The 18,797-nt window shown below is 60.2% G+C and carries 20 protein-coding genes; 14 read left to right on the top strand and 6 right to left on the bottom strand.

Features of this window, described 5'->3' with window-relative positions:
- Positions 1 to 130: 130 nt before the first annotated feature.
- Both ACJ8M3_RS03250 and fliE read right to left on the bottom strand, forming a co-directional pair.
- On the bottom strand, positions 131 to 1,126 hold the full coding sequence (locus ACJ8M3_RS03250; protein ID WP_145957728.1) for an acyltransferase family protein: 996 nt from the start codon (positions 1,124 to 1,126) through the stop codon (positions 131 to 133).
- Between the two features lie 613 nt (positions 1,127 to 1,739).
- Positions 1,740 to 2,054, bottom strand: a complete 315-nt coding sequence (gene fliE / locus ACJ8M3_RS03245) for a flagellar hook-basal body complex protein FliE (protein ID WP_033643509.1) — start codon at positions 2,052 to 2,054, stop codon at positions 1,740 to 1,742.
- Between the two features lie 315 nt (positions 2,055 to 2,369).
- Here fliE and fliF point away from each other — a divergent pair, with 315 nt between their 5' ends.
- From fliF to sra, 14 genes are all read left to right on the top strand, one after another.
- The gene (gene fliF / locus ACJ8M3_RS03240; RefSeq protein ID WP_033650870.1) at positions 2,370 to 4,064 is read left to right on the top strand and encodes a flagellar basal-body MS-ring/collar protein FliF; all 1,695 of its coding nucleotides are present in this window, start codon (positions 2,370 to 2,372) and stop codon (positions 4,062 to 4,064) included.
- The gene (gene fliG, locus ACJ8M3_RS03235; RefSeq protein WP_004934775.1) at positions 4,061 to 5,053 is read left to right on the top strand and encodes a flagellar motor switch protein FliG; all 993 of its coding nucleotides are present in this window, start codon (positions 4,061 to 4,063) and stop codon (positions 5,051 to 5,053) included. The genes fliF and fliG overlap by 4 nt, the downstream gene beginning before the upstream one ends.
- Positions 5,046 to 5,750 (top strand): flagellar assembly protein FliH, encoded by a 705-nt coding sequence (gene fliH, locus ACJ8M3_RS03230; protein ID WP_033643511.1) that lies wholly within the window; start codon positions 5,046 to 5,048, stop codon positions 5,748 to 5,750. The genes fliG and fliH overlap by 8 nt, the downstream gene beginning before the upstream one ends.
- Positions 5,750 to 7,111 (top strand): flagellar protein export ATPase FliI, encoded by a 1,362-nt coding sequence (gene fliI / locus ACJ8M3_RS03225; RefSeq protein WP_004934781.1) that lies wholly within the window; start codon positions 5,750 to 5,752, stop codon positions 7,109 to 7,111. The genes fliH and fliI overlap by 1 nt, the downstream gene beginning before the upstream one ends.
- Positions 7,112 to 7,131: 20 nt before the next feature.
- Positions 7,132 to 7,578 (top strand): flagellar export protein FliJ, encoded by a 447-nt coding sequence (gene fliJ / locus ACJ8M3_RS03220; RefSeq protein WP_033643513.1) that lies wholly within the window; start codon positions 7,132 to 7,134, stop codon positions 7,576 to 7,578.
- Positions 7,575 to 8,804, top strand: a complete 1,230-nt coding sequence (locus ACJ8M3_RS03215; protein WP_060660584.1) for a flagellar hook-length control protein FliK — start codon at positions 7,575 to 7,577, stop codon at positions 8,802 to 8,804. The genes fliJ and ACJ8M3_RS03215 overlap by 4 nt, the downstream gene beginning before the upstream one ends.
- 165 nt (positions 8,805 to 8,969) lie before the next feature.
- Positions 8,970 to 9,455 (top strand): flagellar basal body-associated protein FliL, encoded by a 486-nt coding sequence (gene fliL, locus ACJ8M3_RS03210; protein WP_033643515.1) that lies wholly within the window; start codon positions 8,970 to 8,972, stop codon positions 9,453 to 9,455.
- A gap of 5 nt (positions 9,456 to 9,460) precedes the next feature.
- Positions 9,461 to 10,465, top strand: a complete 1,005-nt coding sequence (gene fliM / locus ACJ8M3_RS03205; protein ID WP_004934798.1) for a flagellar motor switch protein FliM — start codon at positions 9,461 to 9,463, stop codon at positions 10,463 to 10,465.
- Positions 10,458 to 10,874, top strand: coding sequence for a flagellar motor switch protein FliN (gene fliN / locus ACJ8M3_RS03200; protein WP_004934799.1), 417 nt, complete (start codon positions 10,458 to 10,460; stop codon positions 10,872 to 10,874). Before fliM ends, fliN begins: the two co-directional genes overlap by 8 nt.
- On the top strand, positions 10,874 to 11,278 hold the full coding sequence (fliO, locus tag ACJ8M3_RS03195; protein WP_033650868.1) for a flagellar biosynthetic protein FliO: 405 nt from the start codon (positions 10,874 to 10,876) through the stop codon (positions 11,276 to 11,278). Before fliN ends, fliO begins: the two co-directional genes overlap by 1 nt.
- Entirely contained in the window at positions 11,275 to 12,036 is a 762-nt protein-coding gene (fliP, locus tag ACJ8M3_RS03190; RefSeq protein WP_033632755.1) for a flagellar type III secretion system pore protein FliP, read from the top strand. The genes fliO and fliP overlap by 4 nt, the downstream gene beginning before the upstream one ends.
- A 21-nt stretch (positions 12,037 to 12,057) precedes the next feature.
- The gene (gene fliQ / locus ACJ8M3_RS03185; RefSeq protein ID WP_004934803.1) at positions 12,058 to 12,327 is read left to right on the top strand and encodes a flagellar biosynthesis protein FliQ; all 270 of its coding nucleotides are present in this window, start codon (positions 12,058 to 12,060) and stop codon (positions 12,325 to 12,327) included.
- A gap of 2 nt (positions 12,328 to 12,329) precedes the next feature.
- A complete protein-coding gene (gene fliR / locus ACJ8M3_RS03180) occupies positions 12,330 to 13,112 on the top strand; it encodes a flagellar biosynthetic protein FliR (RefSeq protein WP_060660583.1) in 783 nt (260 codons plus the stop codon).
- 354 nt (positions 13,113 to 13,466) lie between these two features.
- Entirely contained in the window at positions 13,467 to 13,601 is a 135-nt protein-coding gene (gene sra / locus ACJ8M3_RS03175) for a stationary-phase-induced ribosome-associated protein (protein ID WP_004934807.1), read from the top strand.
- A gap of 272 nt (positions 13,602 to 13,873) precedes the next feature.
- Here sra and flgL read toward each other — a convergent pair whose 3' ends face one another.
- The 4 genes from flgL to ACJ8M3_RS03155 form a co-directional block, all read right to left on the bottom strand.
- Complete coding sequence (flgL, locus tag ACJ8M3_RS03170; protein WP_033643518.1) at positions 13,874 to 14,833, bottom strand: flagellar hook-associated protein FlgL; 960 nt, start codon at positions 14,831 to 14,833, stop codon at positions 13,874 to 13,876.
- Between the two features lie 59 nt (positions 14,834 to 14,892).
- On the bottom strand, positions 14,893 to 16,542 hold the full coding sequence (flgK, locus tag ACJ8M3_RS03165; RefSeq protein ID WP_033643519.1) for a flagellar hook-associated protein FlgK: 1,650 nt from the start codon (positions 16,540 to 16,542) through the stop codon (positions 14,893 to 14,895).
- 206 nt (positions 16,543 to 16,748) lie between these two features.
- Complete coding sequence (gene flgJ, locus ACJ8M3_RS03160) at positions 16,749 to 17,693, bottom strand: flagellar assembly peptidoglycan hydrolase FlgJ (RefSeq protein ID WP_033643520.1); 945 nt, start codon at positions 17,691 to 17,693, stop codon at positions 16,749 to 16,751.
- A complete protein-coding gene (locus ACJ8M3_RS03155; protein WP_004934816.1) occupies positions 17,693 to 18,793 on the bottom strand; it encodes a flagellar basal body P-ring protein FlgI in 1,101 nt (366 codons plus the stop codon). The genes flgJ and ACJ8M3_RS03155 overlap by 1 nt, the downstream gene beginning before the upstream one ends.
- Positions 18,794 to 18,797 lie beyond the last annotated feature (4 nt).

Here is an 18,797-nt window from a genome sequence, read left to right as displayed (position 1 = left end):
GTCAGAAATTTACGCCATAGAGCGATTTATTGCGCCTATCCTGCTACCAGCAACCTATGTGATATCCCTGGTAGCATGCTATAGCACAGTCCTTATTAGCGACAGTCTCAACCCGAACGTCAATAAGTTGCTAGCCAAAGTTAAAAAATCTCAGAGGTTTTCTTTTTACCAGATTAATAATATTTTTTTCAACACACTCATGGAAAATAACCCCGCTAAGAACGGTGAATATAATTGAGATCATAAATGCATATATCCCATCCATGCCATGTAAAATTTTTACTGAAAGCTTCATTATAATTGGTAGTGAGAAAACCTGAACCAAATAAATAGAATAGGATGCATCACCGATGTATGTAAGAAAACCTTTACGAAGATCAACACAAGCAATTGAAAAAGCAACCATAGCAAATGATATAATTCCGATAACTAATGGTCTACTCCAAGAGACAAGATCTATCGGCATATCACTAATCATAAGCATGATAACCAAGGTCACAATTAAAGGGATAAACCAAAAAGCGCTGAGTTTATTCTCTATCTTTAACCAATTGGCAAAGTAATACAACAGGATACCGAATGAAAACTCTACCGCTGCAGGTCTCATGACCCCCAAAAAGGACAGAATAAAAATAAGCGCAACCAACAAAGATATTTTTATGAATTGGTTTCCAATAAAAAGGCACAGTGCAAAAATCGCATAGAAAGTCATTTCAAGCTCAAGGCTCCAACCAACATATATGGTTGGATAGTCATAACCTAACAGATAGCTAATAAAAAGCATCGATGAAATATTTTGCTCATTCGTGAATAAACCTTCTCTAAAGGCCTCCGGATAAACAGCCTGCATGAATATCATTAACAAGGTAATTATCCAATAAACAGGAACAATCCTAACAAATCTATCTTTGATAAAACTTGCAGGCGTCTTACTTTTCACGTTGTCAATCATCGCCATGATATAACCAGATATCACAAAGAATATATCAACCCCATATGCCCCCCAATGTCCAACCTGTAAAAAGCCATCAGCATTGAAACCATATTTATAGACCAAACCTGATGAATGGTTTGCTATTACCATTAAAACAGCCAGGGCCCTAAGTATTTGTATATTATTTATCATTTTAGTAAACAACCTTGCACTATTGATATTACTAAGAATATGAGTATATACCACCTTTTTTCAATGTAAATATTTGCAACTGAGCTAATTATGTGATAGCAACCATCCCCATGCTGATGGGAATATCGCAAAAAAACAAAAAAAACAATATTATTCAGTAGGATAGAAAGGAGATTGTGCTAAATGACTGTCCCGTTATTAATACGATGAAATGACAATATAGGATTAGTATGATACCCCATAGCCAGAATAGTAAACGACTAAGAATGAGAGCGATTTAGACGACTGATAAAGAATGATTGAACTATCAAACATAACGGGTAGCCATCAACCTGCTCACATTTCAAATACGATGCAATCTCCCTCCAAATATGCACCACCAGGCTAACCTCATCCCTTAATCTAGCCCCCGCTTAAAGCCTGTAGCCAGGTGTAGCGTTCATCATGAGTTTGGTGATGAACGCGATTTGAGCCTTAGCGGAGTGAGGTAACGACTAAGATGGGAAGCAAAAGTATCCATGGTGATTCCACCAACCTGTATCGTCTCCCTCATGTAGGTATCAATAAACTGTTGAACGGTGTATTCAAGTTGGCCGAATCGGCATGTCCCCCATCACACCGGCATATTCATGATGTCCTGGTAGGCCGCCACCAGCTTGTTGCGCACCTGGACACCCAGTTGCAAAGACACCGACGATTTCTGCAGATCGACCATCACATCATTCAGGCTGATGCCCGGCACGCCCAGCTCAAAGTCCTGCGCCTGTTTGCGCGCCGTCTGCTGGGTGTCGCTGATCTTGCCGAGCGCCGCGGTCAGTTCGCTGGCGAAGCTGACGCCCTGCGGCGCCGCATTTTGCCCCATCTTGCCGGCCTGAACCGCCATGGTCTGCATCTGCTGCAGTACCCCTTCAATGCCCTGAATCGCCATCTGGTCCTCAATCCTCTCGTCTCGCCGGGTGACGTTTTCACCCTGTACTTCTCCAATGATGCACACCCTAGCACAGCGTTTTCGGACCTAAAGCGGTTAATTAACTGCAAAAAACCCGGCTTATCGGGCAATCGGAATTGTCTGATAAGGCGAATAATGGCCTGCCCAGAAATGGGAGCGCCGCTATTTAGAAGATATGTGTATCAGGGAGTCTGTTTTGTCACACAACGCTAACCATACCGTTCATCAGCCTGGCAGGGAGCTGCTCAGCGGCCCGTACGGGATCGTGAGCGCCATTGAAGGACGAGACCTAAAATGAGTGCTTCGATAACCGCCGGCGAAAGCCGCGACAACGGCCTGCAGGCCATCTGGAACCGTCTGCGCGCCAACCCGAAAATTCCGTTGCTGGTCGCCGCTTCCGCCGCGATCGCGATCGTCGTCGCACTGCTGTTGTGGGTGAAAAGCCCCGACTACCGCGTGCTGTACAGCAATCTGAACGACCGCGACGGTGGCGCCATCGTCACCCAGCTGACGCAGATGAATATCCCTTATCGCTTCGCCGAGAATGGCGCAGCGCTGCTGATCCCGGCGGAAAAGGTGCATGAAACCCGTTTGCGCCTCGCGCAGCAGGGGCTGCCGAAAGGCGGCGCCGTCGGCTTCGAACTGCTGGATCAGGAAAAATTCGGCATCAGCCAGTTCAGCGAGCAGATTAACTATCAGCGCGCCCTCGAGGGCGAGCTGTCGCGCACTATCGAGTCGTTGGGGCCGGTGCAAAACGCCCGCGTTCACCTGGCGCTGCCTAAACCTTCGCTGTTCGTGCGCGAACAAAAATCCCCTTCCGCCTCGGTAACGCTGACCCTGCAACCCGGCCGTGCGCTGGACGACGGCCAGATCAACGCCATCGTTTATATGGTGTCGAGCAGCGTCGCCGGTCTGCCGCCGGGCAACGTGACCGTGGTCGATCAGGCCGGCCGCCTGCTGACCCAGTCCGACGGGACCGGGCGCGATCTCAATGCTTCGCAGCTGAAATACGCCAACGAAGTCGAAAACGGCTTCCAGCGCCGCATCGAAGCGATCCTCGCCCCGGTGGTCGGCAGTGCCAACGTGCGTGCGCAGGTCACGGCGCAGATCGACTTCGCCACGCGCGAACAAACCGATGAACAGTACCAACCTAACCAGCAGCCGGATAAAGCCGCCATCCGCTCACAGCAAACCAGCCTGAGCGAGCAGATCGGCGGGCCGCAGGTCGGCGGTGTGCCGGGCGCGCTGTCCAACCAACCGAGCGCTCCGCCTACGGCGCCGATTGAAACCGCCAAGCCGGCGGCGGGCAATAACGCCAACGCCACCGCGCAAAACGCCGCGACCACCCGCAGCGCGGCGGCCAGCGGCGTGCCGCAAAATACCCGTCGCGACGCGACCACCAACTACGAGCTCGATCGCACCATCCGCCATACCCAGCAAAAAGCCGGCACCGTGCAGCGTCTGTCGGTCGCCGTGGTGGTCAACTACCTCGGCGCGGATAAAGACGGCAAACCGCAGCCGATGAGCAAAGAACAGCTGGCGCAGATCGAAGCGCTGGTGCGTGAAGCGATGGGCTACTCCAGCAGCCGTGGCGATACCCTGAACGTGGTCAACACGCCGTTTACCGACGCTCAGGTGACCGGTGGCGAACTGCCGTTCTGGCAGAGCCAGTCGTTTATCGATCGCCTGATCGACGCGGGCCGCTATCTGCTGGTGCTGCTGGTTGCCTGGCTGCTGTGGCGCAAACTGGTGCGGCCGCAGCTGCAACAGCGCCAGGCGGCGCAACAGGCCGCCATCGCCGCCGCCAACGCGCCTGCCGCCAAAGCGGTCGACAGCAGCAAACCGAGCAACGAGGAGCTGGCGCAGCGTCGTAAATCGCAGCAGCGCGTCAGCGCAGAAGTCCAGAGCCAGCGGATCCGCGATCTGGCTGACAAAGACCCGCGCGTGGTCGCTCTGGTAATCCGCCAATGGATGAGTAACGAGATATGAGCCTGACCGGAACCGACAAAAGCGCCATCTTGCTGATGACGCTGGGTGAAGATCGCGCGGCGGAGGTGTTCAAGCACCTCTCCTCGCGCGAAGTACAGCTGCTGAGCGGCACCATGGCCGGCATGAGCCAGGTGTCGCACAAACAGCTCGGCGAAATACTGACCGAGTTTGAAGACGACGCCGAGCAATACGCGGCGCTGAGCGTCAACGCCAGCGACTATCTGCGTTCGGTGCTGGTCAAGGCGCTGGGCGAAGAGCGCGCCGCCAGCCTGTTGGAAGACATTCTCGAATCGCGCGAGACCACCACCGGCATGGAAACGCTCAACTTTATGGAGCCGCAGAGCGCCGCCGACCTGATCCGCGACGAACACCCGCAGATCATCGCCACCATTCTGGTGCACCTCAAACGCGGCCAGGCGGCGGATATTCTGGCCCTGTTCGACGAACGCCTGCGCAACGACGTGATGCTGCGTATCGCCACCTTCGGCGGCGTGCAGCCGGCGGCGTTGGCGGAGCTGACCGAGGTGCTGAACAACCTGCTCGACGGTCAGAACCTCAAACGCAGCAAAATGGGCGGGGTGCGCACCGCCGCCGAGATCATCAACCTGATGAAAACCCAGCAGGAAGAAGCGGTCATCGACGCGATGCGCGAATACGACGGCGAGCTGGCGCAGAAGATCATCGACGAGATGTTCCTGTTCGAAAACCTGGTGGAAGTCGACGATCGCAGCATCCAGCGCCTGCTGCAGGAAGTGGAAGGCGAGTCGCTGCTGATCGCGCTGAAAGGCGCCGAACAGCCGCTGCGCGAGAAGTTCCTCAAGAACATGTCGCAACGCGCCGCCGACATCCTGCGCGACGATCTGGCCAACCGTGGCCCGGTGCGCATGTCGCAGGTGGAGAACGAGCAGAAAGCCATCCTGTTGGTGGTGAGACGCCTGGCGGAAACCGGCGAAATGATCATCGGCGGCGGCGAGGACACCTATGTCTGATCGCATTAACACCCTGCCCTGGCAGCCCTGGTCGCTCAACGATTTGGGCGAACAGAAACCGGCGTTCGAACTGCCGCCGCTGCCGGATCTCGAACACAGCGATCCGTCGCCGGACGCGCAGGCCGAATTGCAACAGCAGTTGGCGACGCTGCGGCTGCAGGCCGAGCAACAGGGCCAGCAGTTGGGCTATGCCGACGGCCAGCAAAAAGGCTATGAGGCCGGTTTTCAATCCGGTCTGGAAGAAGGCCGTCAGCAAGGGCTGCTGGAAGCGCAGCAGCAGCAACAGCCGCTGACCGCCCACTGGCAGCAGTTGGTCACCGAATTCCAGCACACGCTGGACGCGCTCGACAGCGTGATCGCTTCCCGGCTGATGCAGCTGGCGTTGACCGCCGCCAAACAGGTGCTGGGCCAACCGCCGGTGTGCGACGGCACCGCCCTGCTCGCGCAAATCCAACAGCTGATCCAGCAGGAGCCGATGTTCAACGGCAAACCGCAGCTGCGGGTCCACCCGGACGACTACCCCCGCGTCGAGCAACAACTGGGGGTTACCCTCAGCCTGCACGGCTGGCGCCTGCTGGCGGACGGCGAACTGCACCCGGGAGGCTGCAAGGTCAGCGCCGAAGAAGGCGATCTCGACGCCAGTCTGGCGACGCGCTGGCATGAACTGTGTCGCCTGGCGGCACCGGGAGAAGTCTGATGACCGCGCGTCTCGGCCGCTGGCTGAGCTCTCTGGATACGTTGGAAAAACGCATCGCCCGCGCGCCGACGGTGCGCCGCTACGGCCGCCTGACCCGCGCCACCGGGCTGGTGCTGGAGGCCACCGGGCTGCAGCTGCCGCTCGGGGCGACCTGCCTCATCGAACGGCACGACGCCGGTGAAGTGCAGGAAGTGGAAAGCGAAGTGGTCGGCTTCAACGGCCAGCGGCTGTTCCTGATGCCGCTGGAAGAAGTGGAAGGCATCGTGCCGGGCGCGCGGGTTTACGCCCGCATCGCGCCGGAAGGCCAAAGCGCCGGCAAGCAGCTGCCGCTCGGCCCGGCGCTGCTGGGGCGCGTGCTGGACGGCAGCGCCAAACCGCTCGACGGTCTGCCGTCGCCGGAAACCGGTTACCGCGCGCCGCTGATCACCGCGCCGTTCAACCCATTGCAGCGCACGCCGATCGAGCAGGTGCTGGACGTGGGAGTGCGCACCATCAACGGTCTGCTGACCGTCGGTCGCGGCCAGCGCATGGGCCTGTTCGCCGGTTCCGGCGTCGGCAAGAGCGTGCTGCTCGGCATGATGGCCCGTTACACCCAGGCGGATGTGATCGTCGTTGGCCTGATCGGCGAGCGTGGCCGCGAGGTCAAAGACTTTATCGAGAACATTCTCGGCGCCGAAGGCCGGGCGCGCTCGGTGGTGATCGCCGCGCCGGCGGACGTGTCGCCGCTGCTGCGCATGCAGGGGGCGGCCTACGCCACCCGCATCGCCGAGGATTTCCGCGATCGCGGGCAACACGTGTTGCTGATCATGGATTCCCTCACCCGCTACGCCATGGCGCAGCGTGAGATAGCCCTGGCCATCGGCGAACCGCCGGCGACCAAAGGTTATCCGCCTTCGGTCTTCGCCAAGCTGCCTGCGCTGGTGGAACGCGCAGGCAACGGCATCAGCGGCGGCGGTTCCATCACCGCCTTCTACACCGTGTTGACCGAGGGGGACGATCAGCAAGACCCGATCGCCGACTCGGCGCGCGCCATCCTCGATGGCCACGTGGTGCTGTCCCGACGCCTGGCGGAGGCCGGCCACTACCCGGCTATCGACATCGAAGCGTCAATCAGCCGCGCCATGACGTCGCTGATCGACGAGGAGCATTATCGCCGGGTTCGCACCTTCAAACAGATGCTGGCCAGCTATCAGCGCAACCGCGATCTGATCAGCGTCGGCGCCTACGCGGCCGGCAGCGATCCGTTGCTGGACAAAGCGATGACGCTGTACCCGCAGATGGAGGCGTACCTGCAACAGGGCATCTTTGAACGCAGCGGCTATGATGAAGCCTGTCAACAGCTGCAGCAGTTGATTGTTTAACGTCACAGAGGCGCAGAGCGATGAAATCACAGTCACCCCTGATTACCCTGCGCGATCTGGCGCAGGACGCGGTGGAACAAGCCGCGCAACAGCTGGGCCAGGTTCGGCAGGCGCAGCAGGCGGCGGAGCAACAGCTGTCAATGCTGCTCAACTATCAGGACGAATACCGCCAGAAGCTGAATCATACGCTCTGCGACGGCATGGACAGCTCACGCTGGCAAAACTACCAGCAGTTTATCGGCACGCTGGAACAGGCCATCGACCAGCACCGCCAGCAGCTGCTGCAGTGGGGGCAGAAAGTGGATCATGCGGTGAAGCAATGGCAAGACAAACAACAGCGGTTGAACGCTTTCGAGACCCTGCATACCCGCGCCTTAAATGCGGAGCAGCAGCAGGAGAATAAACGGGATCAAAAACTGATGGATGAGTTCGCTCAACGCAGTGCACAAAGGAATATCAACCCATGAATCTGAACGCCCTGCCCGGCCTGGCCTTACCCGGCGATGCCGGCGGCCTGGCTGAACTGACGTCGGCGCTGGATGAGAGTCAACTGTCGACGGCATTCGCCCAGCTGCTCGGCGCGCGTTTCGCGCCCGCCGCCGATGGCAAACAGCCGCCGGTCGCGCTGAGCGCGGACGATGAACGCGCCCCGGCCCTGAGCCGCAACCAGCTCAATCAACTGCTGGCCGCCTTCGGCGAGCGCGGCGGCCTGCTGGAGAACCCGGCAATCTCAGCCGATGCGCTTTCATCTGAACGCCCCGAGACCGATGCGCCCCTCGCCGGCGATAAACAGGCGCAGCCGCCGATCGCCGCGGCCAAAGAGCTGGATGCCGCGACGCTGCAGGCGCTGTACGCCATGCTGCCGGCCGCGATCGTCGCCCAGACTCAACCGGCCGACGGCCAGCGGCCGCTGCCGGTGGAAAACGCTGACGATGCGACCGCGCTGCAGCCTGGCAACGGCCTGCTGAACATCGCGGCGGCCGGTGATAACACCGCCGCGCGCTCGTCGGCGTCAGCCGCCACGACGGTGACAAACGCTAAAAACCCTGCCCCGGACGGCGATAGCGCCACGGCGGCGCTCCCGCAGCCGACCAGCGGCGAGCGCGCCAGTGCCGCACAGCCGCTGCCGGCGAGCGATACGCAGCAGCCGACGACGCTCAATCACGCCGTCGCCCTGGCCGCCGCCAGCCCCACGCAAACGGCCGCCCCGGCCGGCGCGCTGGTGACGGCGCCGCCTACGCCGCAGTTAAACGCGCAGCTGGGCAGCCCGGAATGGCAGCAGGCGTTGAACCAACAGGTGCTGATGTTCCACCGCAACGGCCAGCAAAGCGCCGAGCTGCGCCTGCACCCGCAGGAGCTGGGCGCCTTGCAGATCACGTTGAAACTGGACGATCAGCAGGCGCAATTGCACATTGCCTCCGCCCACGGTCAGGTGCGCGCTGCGGTGGAAGCGGCGATGCCGCAGCTGCGTCACGCGCTGGCCGAGAGCGGCATCAACCTGGGGCAGAGCAGCGTGGGCGGCGAGTCCACCCCGCAATGGCAACAGGCGCAGCAGCAGGCTTCCAATGGCCAGGGGCGTTCCAGCTATGCTGAACACGCTGGCGGCGAGGCTGCGGCCGCCGAGGGCGTCAGCGCGCCGGTGGCGTTGCAGCGCATGGCCAGCGCGGTCAACGGCGTCGATATTTTCGCCTGAGCCGCTGCAAACGCCCAAGCTGGCACCCATTTGCGCGTCTATTCAGGCTATTGCACGCCGCGATAGACGCGATAATACCTTTACATGTCATGCGTGCGGCTTTGCCGCGCGCTATGCCCGCCGCCACGCAGGCCGCGGGTGGAACAACAGGAATTAGATTTGGCTATGTCTCAGAACTCCCTTCCGGCAGCACCGAAACGCCCCCTTCTGGTCATCCTGCTGGTATTGATCAGCGTCGTCGCCTGTGGCGCCGCGGGCTACAGCTGGTGGCTGCTGCAACAGCATAAAAACGGCGCCGAACCGGCCGCCGTCAAACAGCAACCGCCGGCCGCGCCGGTGTTCATGCCGCTCGACACCTTTACCGTCAACCTGGTGACGCCGGACAACAACCCGGATCGCGTGCTGTATATCGGCCTCACGCTGCGCCTGCCGGACGAAAGTACCCGCCGTCAGCTGAACGATTTTCTGCCGGAGGTGCGCAGCCGCTTGCTGATGCTGCTTTCCCGTCAGGAAGCGAGTCAGTTGGCCAATGAACAAGGGAAGCAACAGCTGGTGGCGCAGATTAAGGACGTGCTCAGCCCGCCGCTGGTTAAGGGACAACCGAAGCAGGTGGTCAGCGACGTGCTGTTCACCGCCTTCATACTGCGGTAATCACTATGGGCGATAGCATTCTTTCACAGGCAGAGATCGACGCCTTGCTCAACGGCGACAGCGCGGGTGATGAACCCGAAGCGGTGGTCGGCAAAGAGAGCGAGGTCAAGCCTTACGATCCGAACACCCAGCGCCGCGTGGTGCGCGAGCGTCTGCACGCGCTGGAAATCATCAACGAACGTTTTGCCCGGCAGTTCCGCATGGGGTTGTTCAACCTGCTGCGCCGCAGCCCGGACATTACCGTCGGCCCGATCAAAATCCAGCCGTATCACGAGTTCGCCCGCAACCTGCCGGTGCCGACCAACCTGAACCTGGTGCACCTGAATCCGCTGCGCGGCACTGCCCTGTTCGTGTTCGCGCCGAGCCTGGTGTTCATCGCCGTCGATAACCTGTTCGGCGGCGACGGCCGCTTCCCGACCAAGGTCGAAGGCCGCGAGTTCACCCCGACTGAACAGCGGGTGATCAAGCGCATGCTGCGCCTGGCGCTGGACGCCTACGGCGACGCCTGGAGCGCCATCTACAAGATCGACGTGGAGTACGTGCGCGCCGAAATGCAGGTGAAGTTCACCAACATCACCACCTCGCCGAACGACATCGTGGTCACCACGCCGTTCCAGGTGGAGATCGGCGCGCTGACCGGCGAGTTCAACATCTGCATTCCATTCGCGATGATCGAACCGCTGCGCGAACTGTTGACCAACCCGCCGCTGGAAAATTCGCGGCAGGAAGACAGCCACTGGCGCGAAACGCTGGTGAAGCAGGTGCAGCACTCCGAACTGGAGCTGATCGCCAACTTCGTCGATATCCCGATGCGGCTGTCGAAAGTCCTGAAGCTGCAACCGGGCGATGTATTACCGATAGACAAGCCGGAACGCCTGATCGCCCATGTGGACGGCGTACCGGTTCTGACCAGCCAATACGGCACGTTAAACGGGCAATACGCCCTGCGTGTTGAACATTTGATTAACCCTATTTTGAATGCTCTGAGTGAGGAACAGCCCAATGAGTGATCCTAAGCAACCGTCTGGCGAAGGAAAGGAATCCGTAGACGATCTGTGGGCTGATGCGTTTAATGAGCAGCAGTCTTCAGAGAAATCCGGCGCGAGCACCGAAGGGGTGTTCAAGTCGCTGGAAGCTCAGGATGCGCTCGGCAGCCTGCAGGATATCGACCTGATCCTGGATATTCCGGTCAAGCTGACCGTGGAACTGGGGCGCACCAAGATGACCATCAAAGAGTTGCTGCGCCTGTCGCAAGGCTCGGTGGTGGCGCTGGACGGCCTGGCCGGCGAACCGCTGGATATCCTGATCAACGGTTACCTGATCGCGCAAGGTGAAGTGGTGGTGGTGGCCGACAAGTTCGGCGTGCGCATCACCGACATCATCACCCCATCCGAACGCATGCGTCGACTGAGCCGCTGATGACCGCCGCGGCGCCCGTTACCGTCCAAAGCACCCAACCGCCCGCCGCGCCGGCCCTGCCGGCCGGTTCGGTGTTGATGCAGGTCAGCAGCGCGCTCGGCGGCATTCTGCTGCTGATCCTGCTGGCCGGTTGGCTGTTCCGTCGGCTGGGTTTCGCCCCGCAGGCGCGCAACAACAAACTGCTTAACCTGCGCGCCAGTTGCCAGGTCGGGCAGCGCGAGCGCGTGGTGGTGGTGGAAGTCGACGACACCTTGTTGGTATTGGGCGTCACCGCCCAGCAGATCACCCCGCTGCACACCCTGCCCGCTCCGCCGAAAGACGCAGGCGAGGCCGACGCGGCGACACCGGCGGACTTCCGCCAACTGATGCAAAAAGTTCTGAAACGCCCGGAAAAATCGGCATGACCTCGACTCTTCATACCCTCGTCCGCCGCCCGGCGGTTTGGCTCCCTGCCGCCCTGCTGTTCATCAGCCCGGCGGCTTTCGCGCAACTGCCGGGGCTGATCAGCCAGCCGCTGGCCAACGGCGGCCAGAGCTGGTCGCTGCCGGTGCAGACGCTGGTGCTGTTGACCTCGCTGACCTTCCTGCCGGCCATGCTGCTGATGATGACCAGCTTCACCCGCATCATCATCGTGCTCGGCCTGCTGCGCAACGCGCTGGGCACGCCGTCGGCGCCGCCGAACCAGGTGATGCTGGGGCTGGCGCTGTTCCTGACCTTCTTCATCATGTCGCCGGTGTTCGACAAGGTTTATCAGGATGCCTATCTGCCGTTCAGCCAGGACAAAATCGGGCTGGAAGTCGCGCTGGATAAAGGCGCGCAGCCGCTGCGCGAATTCATGCTGCGGCAAACGCGCGAAACCGATCTCGCGCTGTACGCCAGGCTGGCCAATCAGCCGCCGCTGGCCGGCCCGGAAGCGGTGCCGATGCGCATCCTGCTGCCCGCCTACGTCACCAGCGAACTGAAAACCGCCTTCCAGATCGGCTTTACGGTGTTCATTCCGTTCCTGATCATCGACCTGGTGGTCGCCAGCGTGCTGATGGCGCTGGGGATGATGATGGTGCCGCCCGCCACCATCTCGCTGCCGTTCAAGCTGATGCTGTTCGTGCTGGTCGATGGCTGGCAGCTGCTGCTCGGCTCGCTGGCGCAGAGCTTCTATTCGTAACCCCTGACCGGAGAAAGCGAGATGACACCTGAATCGGTTATGGCGCTCGGCACCGAGGCGATGAAAGTCGCGCTGGCGCTGGCCGCCCCGCTGCTGCTGGCGGCGCTGATCAGCGGCCTGGTCGTCAGCCTGCTGCAGGCCGCCACCCAGATCAACGAAATGACGCTGTCGTTCATCCCTAAAATTCTGGCGGTGGTGGCCACCATCATCATCGCCGGTCCCTGGATGTTGAATCTGTTGCTGGACTACATGCGCACCCTGTTCAGCAACCTGCCTACCCTGATCGGCTGACCGTGCTCACCTTCGACAGCGCCCAGCTCACCGTCTGGCTCAGCCACTACTTTTGGCCGCTGCTGCGCATTCTGGCGCTGATAAGCACCGCGCCGATATTCAGCGAAAAGCAAATCAGCAAAAAGGTCAAAATCGGCCTTGGCGGGCTGATCGTCATCCTGATTGCGCCGACGCTGCCCGCCAGCAATATTCCCATCTTCTCCGCCGCCGGCCTGTGGCTGGCGATTCAGCAGATTCTGATCGGCGTGGCGCTGGGGTTGACCATGCAGTTCGCCTTCGCGGCGGTGCGCCTGGCGGGGGAAGTGATCGGCATGCAGATGGGACTGTCGTTCGCCACTTTCTTCGATCCCAGCGGCGGCCCGAACATGCCGGTGCTGGCGCGCCTGCTCAACCTGCTGGCGATGTTGCTGTTCCTCAGCTTTGACGGCCATCTGTGGCTGATTTCGCTGCTGGCGGACAGCTTCCATACCCTGCCGATCCAAACGCAGCCGCTGAACGGCAACGGCTTCCTGGTGTTGACTCAGGTCGGCTCGCTGATCTTCATCAACGGCATGATGCTGGCGTTGCCGCTGATCTGCCTGCTGTTGACGCTCAACATGGCGCTCGGTCTGCTCAACCGCATGACGCCGCAGCTGTCGGTCTTCGTGATCGGTTTCCCGGTCACCATGACCTTCGGCATCATGACGCTGGGCATGATGATGCCGATGTTGGCGCCGTTCTGTGAGCACCTGTTCGGTGAAATCTTCGATCGACTGGCGGCGGTGATGGGCGGCATGACCTTCTGAGCCCCTGCGGCCCCTTCCTTTCCCCCTCTTCCGCCTGAGACAAAATGGCAATAAAAACGCTTTCTTGGGACAAAAGCCTGAGAAACGTCTTTTATCCGGATTAAGGTTCAAATGTTTCCGGCGGCTTGAATAAATAAAACCCCGACCTAAAATAGACCCGATAGAAAAATATCGCCCGCACCCCGTCAGTCACCCGCGGCGATAATATAAACTTATTGGTTAGAGAAAAATAAAATAACGCAGCCGCGCAGAGTTAAATGCGCGGCAGATAACTTACACCCTGAATAAATGCGTCCGGCAGCCTGCCGGCTGCAGGGCGCAGCATCGACCTTTGCTAACTACAGGAGCGAGATCATGATTAAAGCGAAAAGCAACCGCAAAGCACGCCGGTTATTCGGTATGGCCCACTGGAAAAGCAACAAATTTAAAGTTGCCATCAGCGAAACGGCCGCCGGTGAAAAATGGAAAGTGGTGAAGAAAAAGAAATAGCACCGATATTTATCGTCAGGGAAATAATATCCATCGTGATTTTTCCACCGCTGATTTCAATAATGTCATCGCGCATTAAACAGGGGTGACAATCGTATTATTTCTTCCCTGATGAAAAAAAGGCGCGTCACTCAGTCAGTAGTGGGAGAACGAGCGACGCGCCAAACGAGTGCGCCCGGTTTCAAGAAGCCTCCCTCCCCGCGGGGCGGAGAAGGCGTTTTCTAAGCGCACTAAAGGGAAACCCGTCGCGGTCAGGCAACGGGGTATTGCTCTTAACGATTCATCTGGAACAACGACATGCCCTGCATATCGCTGAAGGTTTTGTACGACGCCTGCAGCGCCGCCTGCTGCATGAAGTAGGACGAGATAGACTCGGCCAGGTCGGCATCCGTCAGCGCGCTCATCTGGATCTGATTGGTCATGTCGCGCTCTTTACCGATGCTGTCCAACTGATCCATCTCCTGCAGCTGGCTGCCCAGCTCGGCGCGCACGCTCAGCACGTTGTTGTAGGAGTTGTCCAGACCGCGGTTGGCTTTCGCCAGCGCATCGTTCACCTGCTGCTTGGTGGCCTCGTCGGCGCCCTGCAGCGGGGTTTTCAGCGCGTTCAGAGCAATATCGATGCTCTCGAATACGTTGCTGACCGGCGCGCTGCCGTCCGGCTCGGGCTTCGGATTGCTGGTCAACGACATGAACACCGCGTTGCCGGTATGGCCGATGGTCATGGTGCGGTTGGCGTCCACTTTCTGCTCAACCGTCTTGTCGCCGCCCTGGTAACTGACGGTGCCGCCGTTGTCGACGAACGGCGCCTTGTCGTTCACATACCCGCCGAACATATAGCGGCCGTTGCCGTCGGTGCTGTTGGCCTGGTTCAGCAGCTGATCTTTCAACCCCTGCAGCTGGGTGGCCAGCGACTGGCGATCGTTATCGCTTTCGGTGCCGCCGGCGTTGACGATCAACGCCTTCATGTCCGCGATGGTGGAGGTCGCGCCGGCCAATACCGTTTCTTCCATCGACACGTTCTGACGGGCGAAGGTGCGCGCCAGCGTGTATTGACTGTTTTCCGCCTGCGACTGCGACAGCATCACCGCGCGCGACGCCGCCAACGGATCGTCGGACGGGTTGATCACTCGCTTGCCGGAGGAAAGCTGCTCGGCGGCCTTCATGAACAGCGACTGGTTGCCCGTGATGCCGTTCATGTTTTGTTGGTACATCATGCCGGTACTCATGCGCATGCTGTGGGTTCCTTACTCTGAGCGACCGGTGCCGTTATCGGCGCCGATTAACAATGAAATCAACGAATGTTCAGCAGCGCGTCGAACAGCGAGCTGGCGGTCTGAATCACCTGCGCGTTGGCCATGTAGTACTGCTGGAAACGCAGCAGTTCACCGTACTCTTCGTCAAGGTTGACGCCGGACATCGACTGCTGTTGCGCGCCCAGTTGGGTGACGATTTTGGCCTGCGACGTGGCGATGGCCTTGGCGGCGGCGGTCTGGTTGCCGACGCCGCTGACGATGCCGGCGTAAGCGCCGCTCAGGGTCGCTTTGCCGTCCACCAGGTTTTTGGTTTGCAGATCCAGCAGTTTCTTGGCGTTCTCGTTATCGCCGCGGCCGCTGTCGTCTTTACCGGCGGCGGCGATCTTGGACGAATCGGTGATGGCCACTTTCAGGTTACCCGCCACGTCGCTGACCGGTTTCACGGTGAAGCTGTCTTTGGCCTGCGCATTGCCGTCGATGCTTACTTCCAACCCGTCGAAGTTCAGCGTCGGTTTACCGTCGGCGCTGGTGCCCGGCGTCGCGTTAACTTTCACGTTGTCCGGCAGGCGGCTGACCTGCCAGTTACTGCCGTCGAACTCGACGCGATAATCGTTGGCCTTCACCTTGCCGGTATCGGTGTAAGAGACCGACAGCGACGCGTCGCCGGTGTTGCGGGTGTTATCCACCACCCGGCCGCCGCTGAAGCTGAAGAAGTCGCCGCCCGCGTCACCGTTCAGATCGAAGCCGGCACGATGCTGTTGGTTAAAGCTGTCCGCCATCGCCAGCGCCAACTGGCCCAGCTGATTGCGCACGCCGTCCAGCGTTTCGCTGCGGAATTTCAGCACGCCGCTCAGTGTGCCGCTGGTGATCTGGCCTTCCGGCACTTCGCTGGCGCCGTTGCCGCGGTTATAGCCGATGGTCAGACGGGAAGGATCGCTGCTGGAAGGCACGGCTTCCACCTGATACGTATTGCTGCCCTGCACCAGGGTCAAACCGTTGGCGAAGGAAACGGTATAGGCGTCGCCGTCCTGTTGCGTGACCTGTACGCCCACCAGCTGGTTCAATTCGGTGACCAGCTGATCGCGCTGATCCAGCAACGCATTCGGTTCGCCGCCGGCGCTGCCGCGCAAACGGGTGATCTCGTCGTTCAGCTTGGCGATCTGTTGGCCGTAGCTGTTGATCTGCTGCGCCGTATCGCTGATCTGCTGATTGACGCCGTTGTCCATGTCGCGCAGGAATTTATCGGTGTTGTTGAACTGGTTCACCAGGCCGTTGGCCTTGCCCAGCACCGTCTGGCGCGCGGCGTCGTCACCGGCGTTGCTCACCAGGTTCTGCAGGTTGGTAAAGAAATCCTGCATGTTGGTCGACAGCGGGTTGGTCTTGCTCGCCAACAGGTTGTCGATCTGCGAAATCTTCTCGTAATAGGCGTTTTGCGCCCCGAACGCGCTTTGCGCGCCGCGCAGCTGGTTGGTGATGAACTGGTTGTACTCGCGGTTAACGCTGGTGACGGTCACGCCGTTGCCGATAAAGCCGCTCATGGTGGCCATGCCGCCGTTCTGCGCCAGGATCGCGGTCTGACGGTTGTAGCCCGCCACGTTGTAGTTGGAGATGTTGTTGCTGACGGTACTGAGCGCCACCTGAGCCGCATTCAGCCCGCTCATCGCGGTATTGATTAAGCTATTGGACATCGGAATTCCTTATGCTGCGGCGCCGGTGGCCCACAGGGTTCTTAATTGAGCTGCTGAGCCTGTTCGCTCAGCCTGTTTCGGTTATCGGCAAAAATGAGAAGAACTTGAGGAAAAAAAGCGGCAATGCGGTCAGCATCCAGCGAGCCTCCATTGCCGCCTACCCCCTAAATAATTGGCGCCGCTGCGGCGTCAAGAATGACGGGGATTTAGAACAAATCTTTCAGATCGTGGGTGTAAGCTTTCACCGCCTGTTCCCCCGCGCTCTTCATCTGCTGAATCACGCTGACCAACTTGCTGGCGTACTGGGGATCGGTGGCGTACCCGGCGCGCTGCAGCGCATGCGCCGCCTGCTCCGGGCTGCGCGCGGCGGCCACGTCGGCGTAGCGCGGGTTGTTGGTCAGCAGTTTGACGTAATCGGCGATCGCTTCGACGTACGACCCGTAAACGCGGAACTTCGCCTTCACCTTCTTCGCCGCGCCCTGTTCGAACTCGGTGGTGGTGATCTCCGTCACCGGCCCGCTCCAGCTGCCGCCGGCCTTGATGCCGAACAGGTTGTAGCTCGGCGTGCCGTCTGAGGTTGGGATCTCGCGCTGCCCCCAGCCGGATTCCAGCGCCGCCTGCGCGACGATCAGCTGATGCGGAATGCCGCTCTGCTGGCTGGCGACCTTCGCCGGTATCGACAGACGAGCGACGAAGTTGCCGTTGTTGAGCGACAGCGGCGCGGCGGCCGGCGGGGCTTTCGGCATCGCGCGGCGCACCATCTGCTCCAGCGCCTGGTTCGGCAGCGTTTGCAGCACCTCGTTGTCCAGCGCCATCGGCGACATGCCCGCGGTTTCGCTCGGCACCGCGTTGGCGTTGCTCATCTGCTTGACCATCATGTCGGCCAGCCCCAGCCCTTTTTGCGACATCTGCTGGGCGATTTGCTGATCGTACATCGAGGTATAGAGCCGCGTTTGATCGCTGCTCAACACCCCGTCCTGCGGCAAGGCGGAACGCATGCTTTTCAGCATCATCTGCACGAACATGCCTTCCACCTGCTGGGCCACCTGCTTGAGGTTGCCCTGCGGGTCGGCCGCCGCGTCGCGCTTCAGGCCGTTCAGCGCCTGGGCGTCATAGGCCGCGCCCGACATCGCCATCAGATCGCCCGCCATCAGATGATTTCCAGCTTGGCGCGCAGGCAGCCGGCGCTCTGCATCGCCTGCAGGATCGACATCAGATCGATCGGCGTGGCGCCCAGCGCGTTCAGCGCGCGAATGACGTTGTTCAGGTTGGCGCTGGCGTTCACCTTCTGCAGCGACCCGCCCTGCTGTTGCACCGAAATCTGGGTGTTTGGCGTCACCACCGTTTGGCCGCCGCCGAACGGCGTCGTCGGTTGGCTGACGGTATTTTGCCGATCGACCACCACCGACAGGTTGCCCTGGGCGACGGCGCAGGAATCGAGGATCACATCGCGGTTCATCACCACCGACCCGGTGCGCGAGTTGATGATCACTTTGGCGTCCATCGCGCCGACGTTGACGGTGATGTTTTGAATCTCCGCCAGGAAACGCACCTGAGAGCTGTTGCCCTGCGGCACCAGCACCTGGATCGTGCGGGCGTCGAGCGGCGTCGCGGTGCCGCCGCCGCGTTGGCGGTTGATGGCGTCGCTGATCTGCTGCGCCAGCGTGAAGTCTTCGTCATTCAGCTGCAGGTTGAGTACGCCGCCGCTGCCGAAGGTGGTCGGCAGCTCGCGCTCGATGGTGGCGCCGTTGCTGATGCGCCCGCCCGCCAGCTGGTTGACCTGCACGCTGCTGCCGCCGGCCGCCGCGCCCGCGCCGCCGACCAGCACGTTGCCCTGCGCCAGCGCATAGACCTGGTTATCCACGCCTTTCAGCGGCGTCATCAGCAAGGTGCCGCCACGCAGGCTCTTGGCGTTGCCCATTGATGAGACCACCACGTCGATATTCTGCCCGGCGCGCGAGAACGGCGGCAGTTTGGCGGTCACCATCACCGCCGCCACGTTTTTCAGCTGCATGTTGGTGCCCGGCGGCACGGTGATGCCCAGCTGCGACAGCATGTTGCTCAGGCTTTGGGTGGTGAACGGCGTCTGCATGGTCTGGTCGCCGGAGCCGTCCAGCCCCACCACCAGGCCGTAACCGATCAGGGCGTTGTCTCGCACGCCCTGCACCGTCACCAGATCGCGGATGCGCTCCGCCGCCGCCGGCAAGCACACCAGCCCGACGCACAGCGCGATAAACCATTTTTTCAGCATCAGT

Source organism: Serratia sp. CY55921 (genome assembly GCF_052167655.1).
Taxonomy (GTDB): domain Bacteria; phylum Pseudomonadota; class Gammaproteobacteria; order Enterobacterales; family Enterobacteriaceae; genus Serratia; species Serratia ureilytica.
The sequence above is the reverse complement of the archived record's forward strand: the minus strand, read 5'-3'. Positions and strand labels throughout refer to the sequence as shown.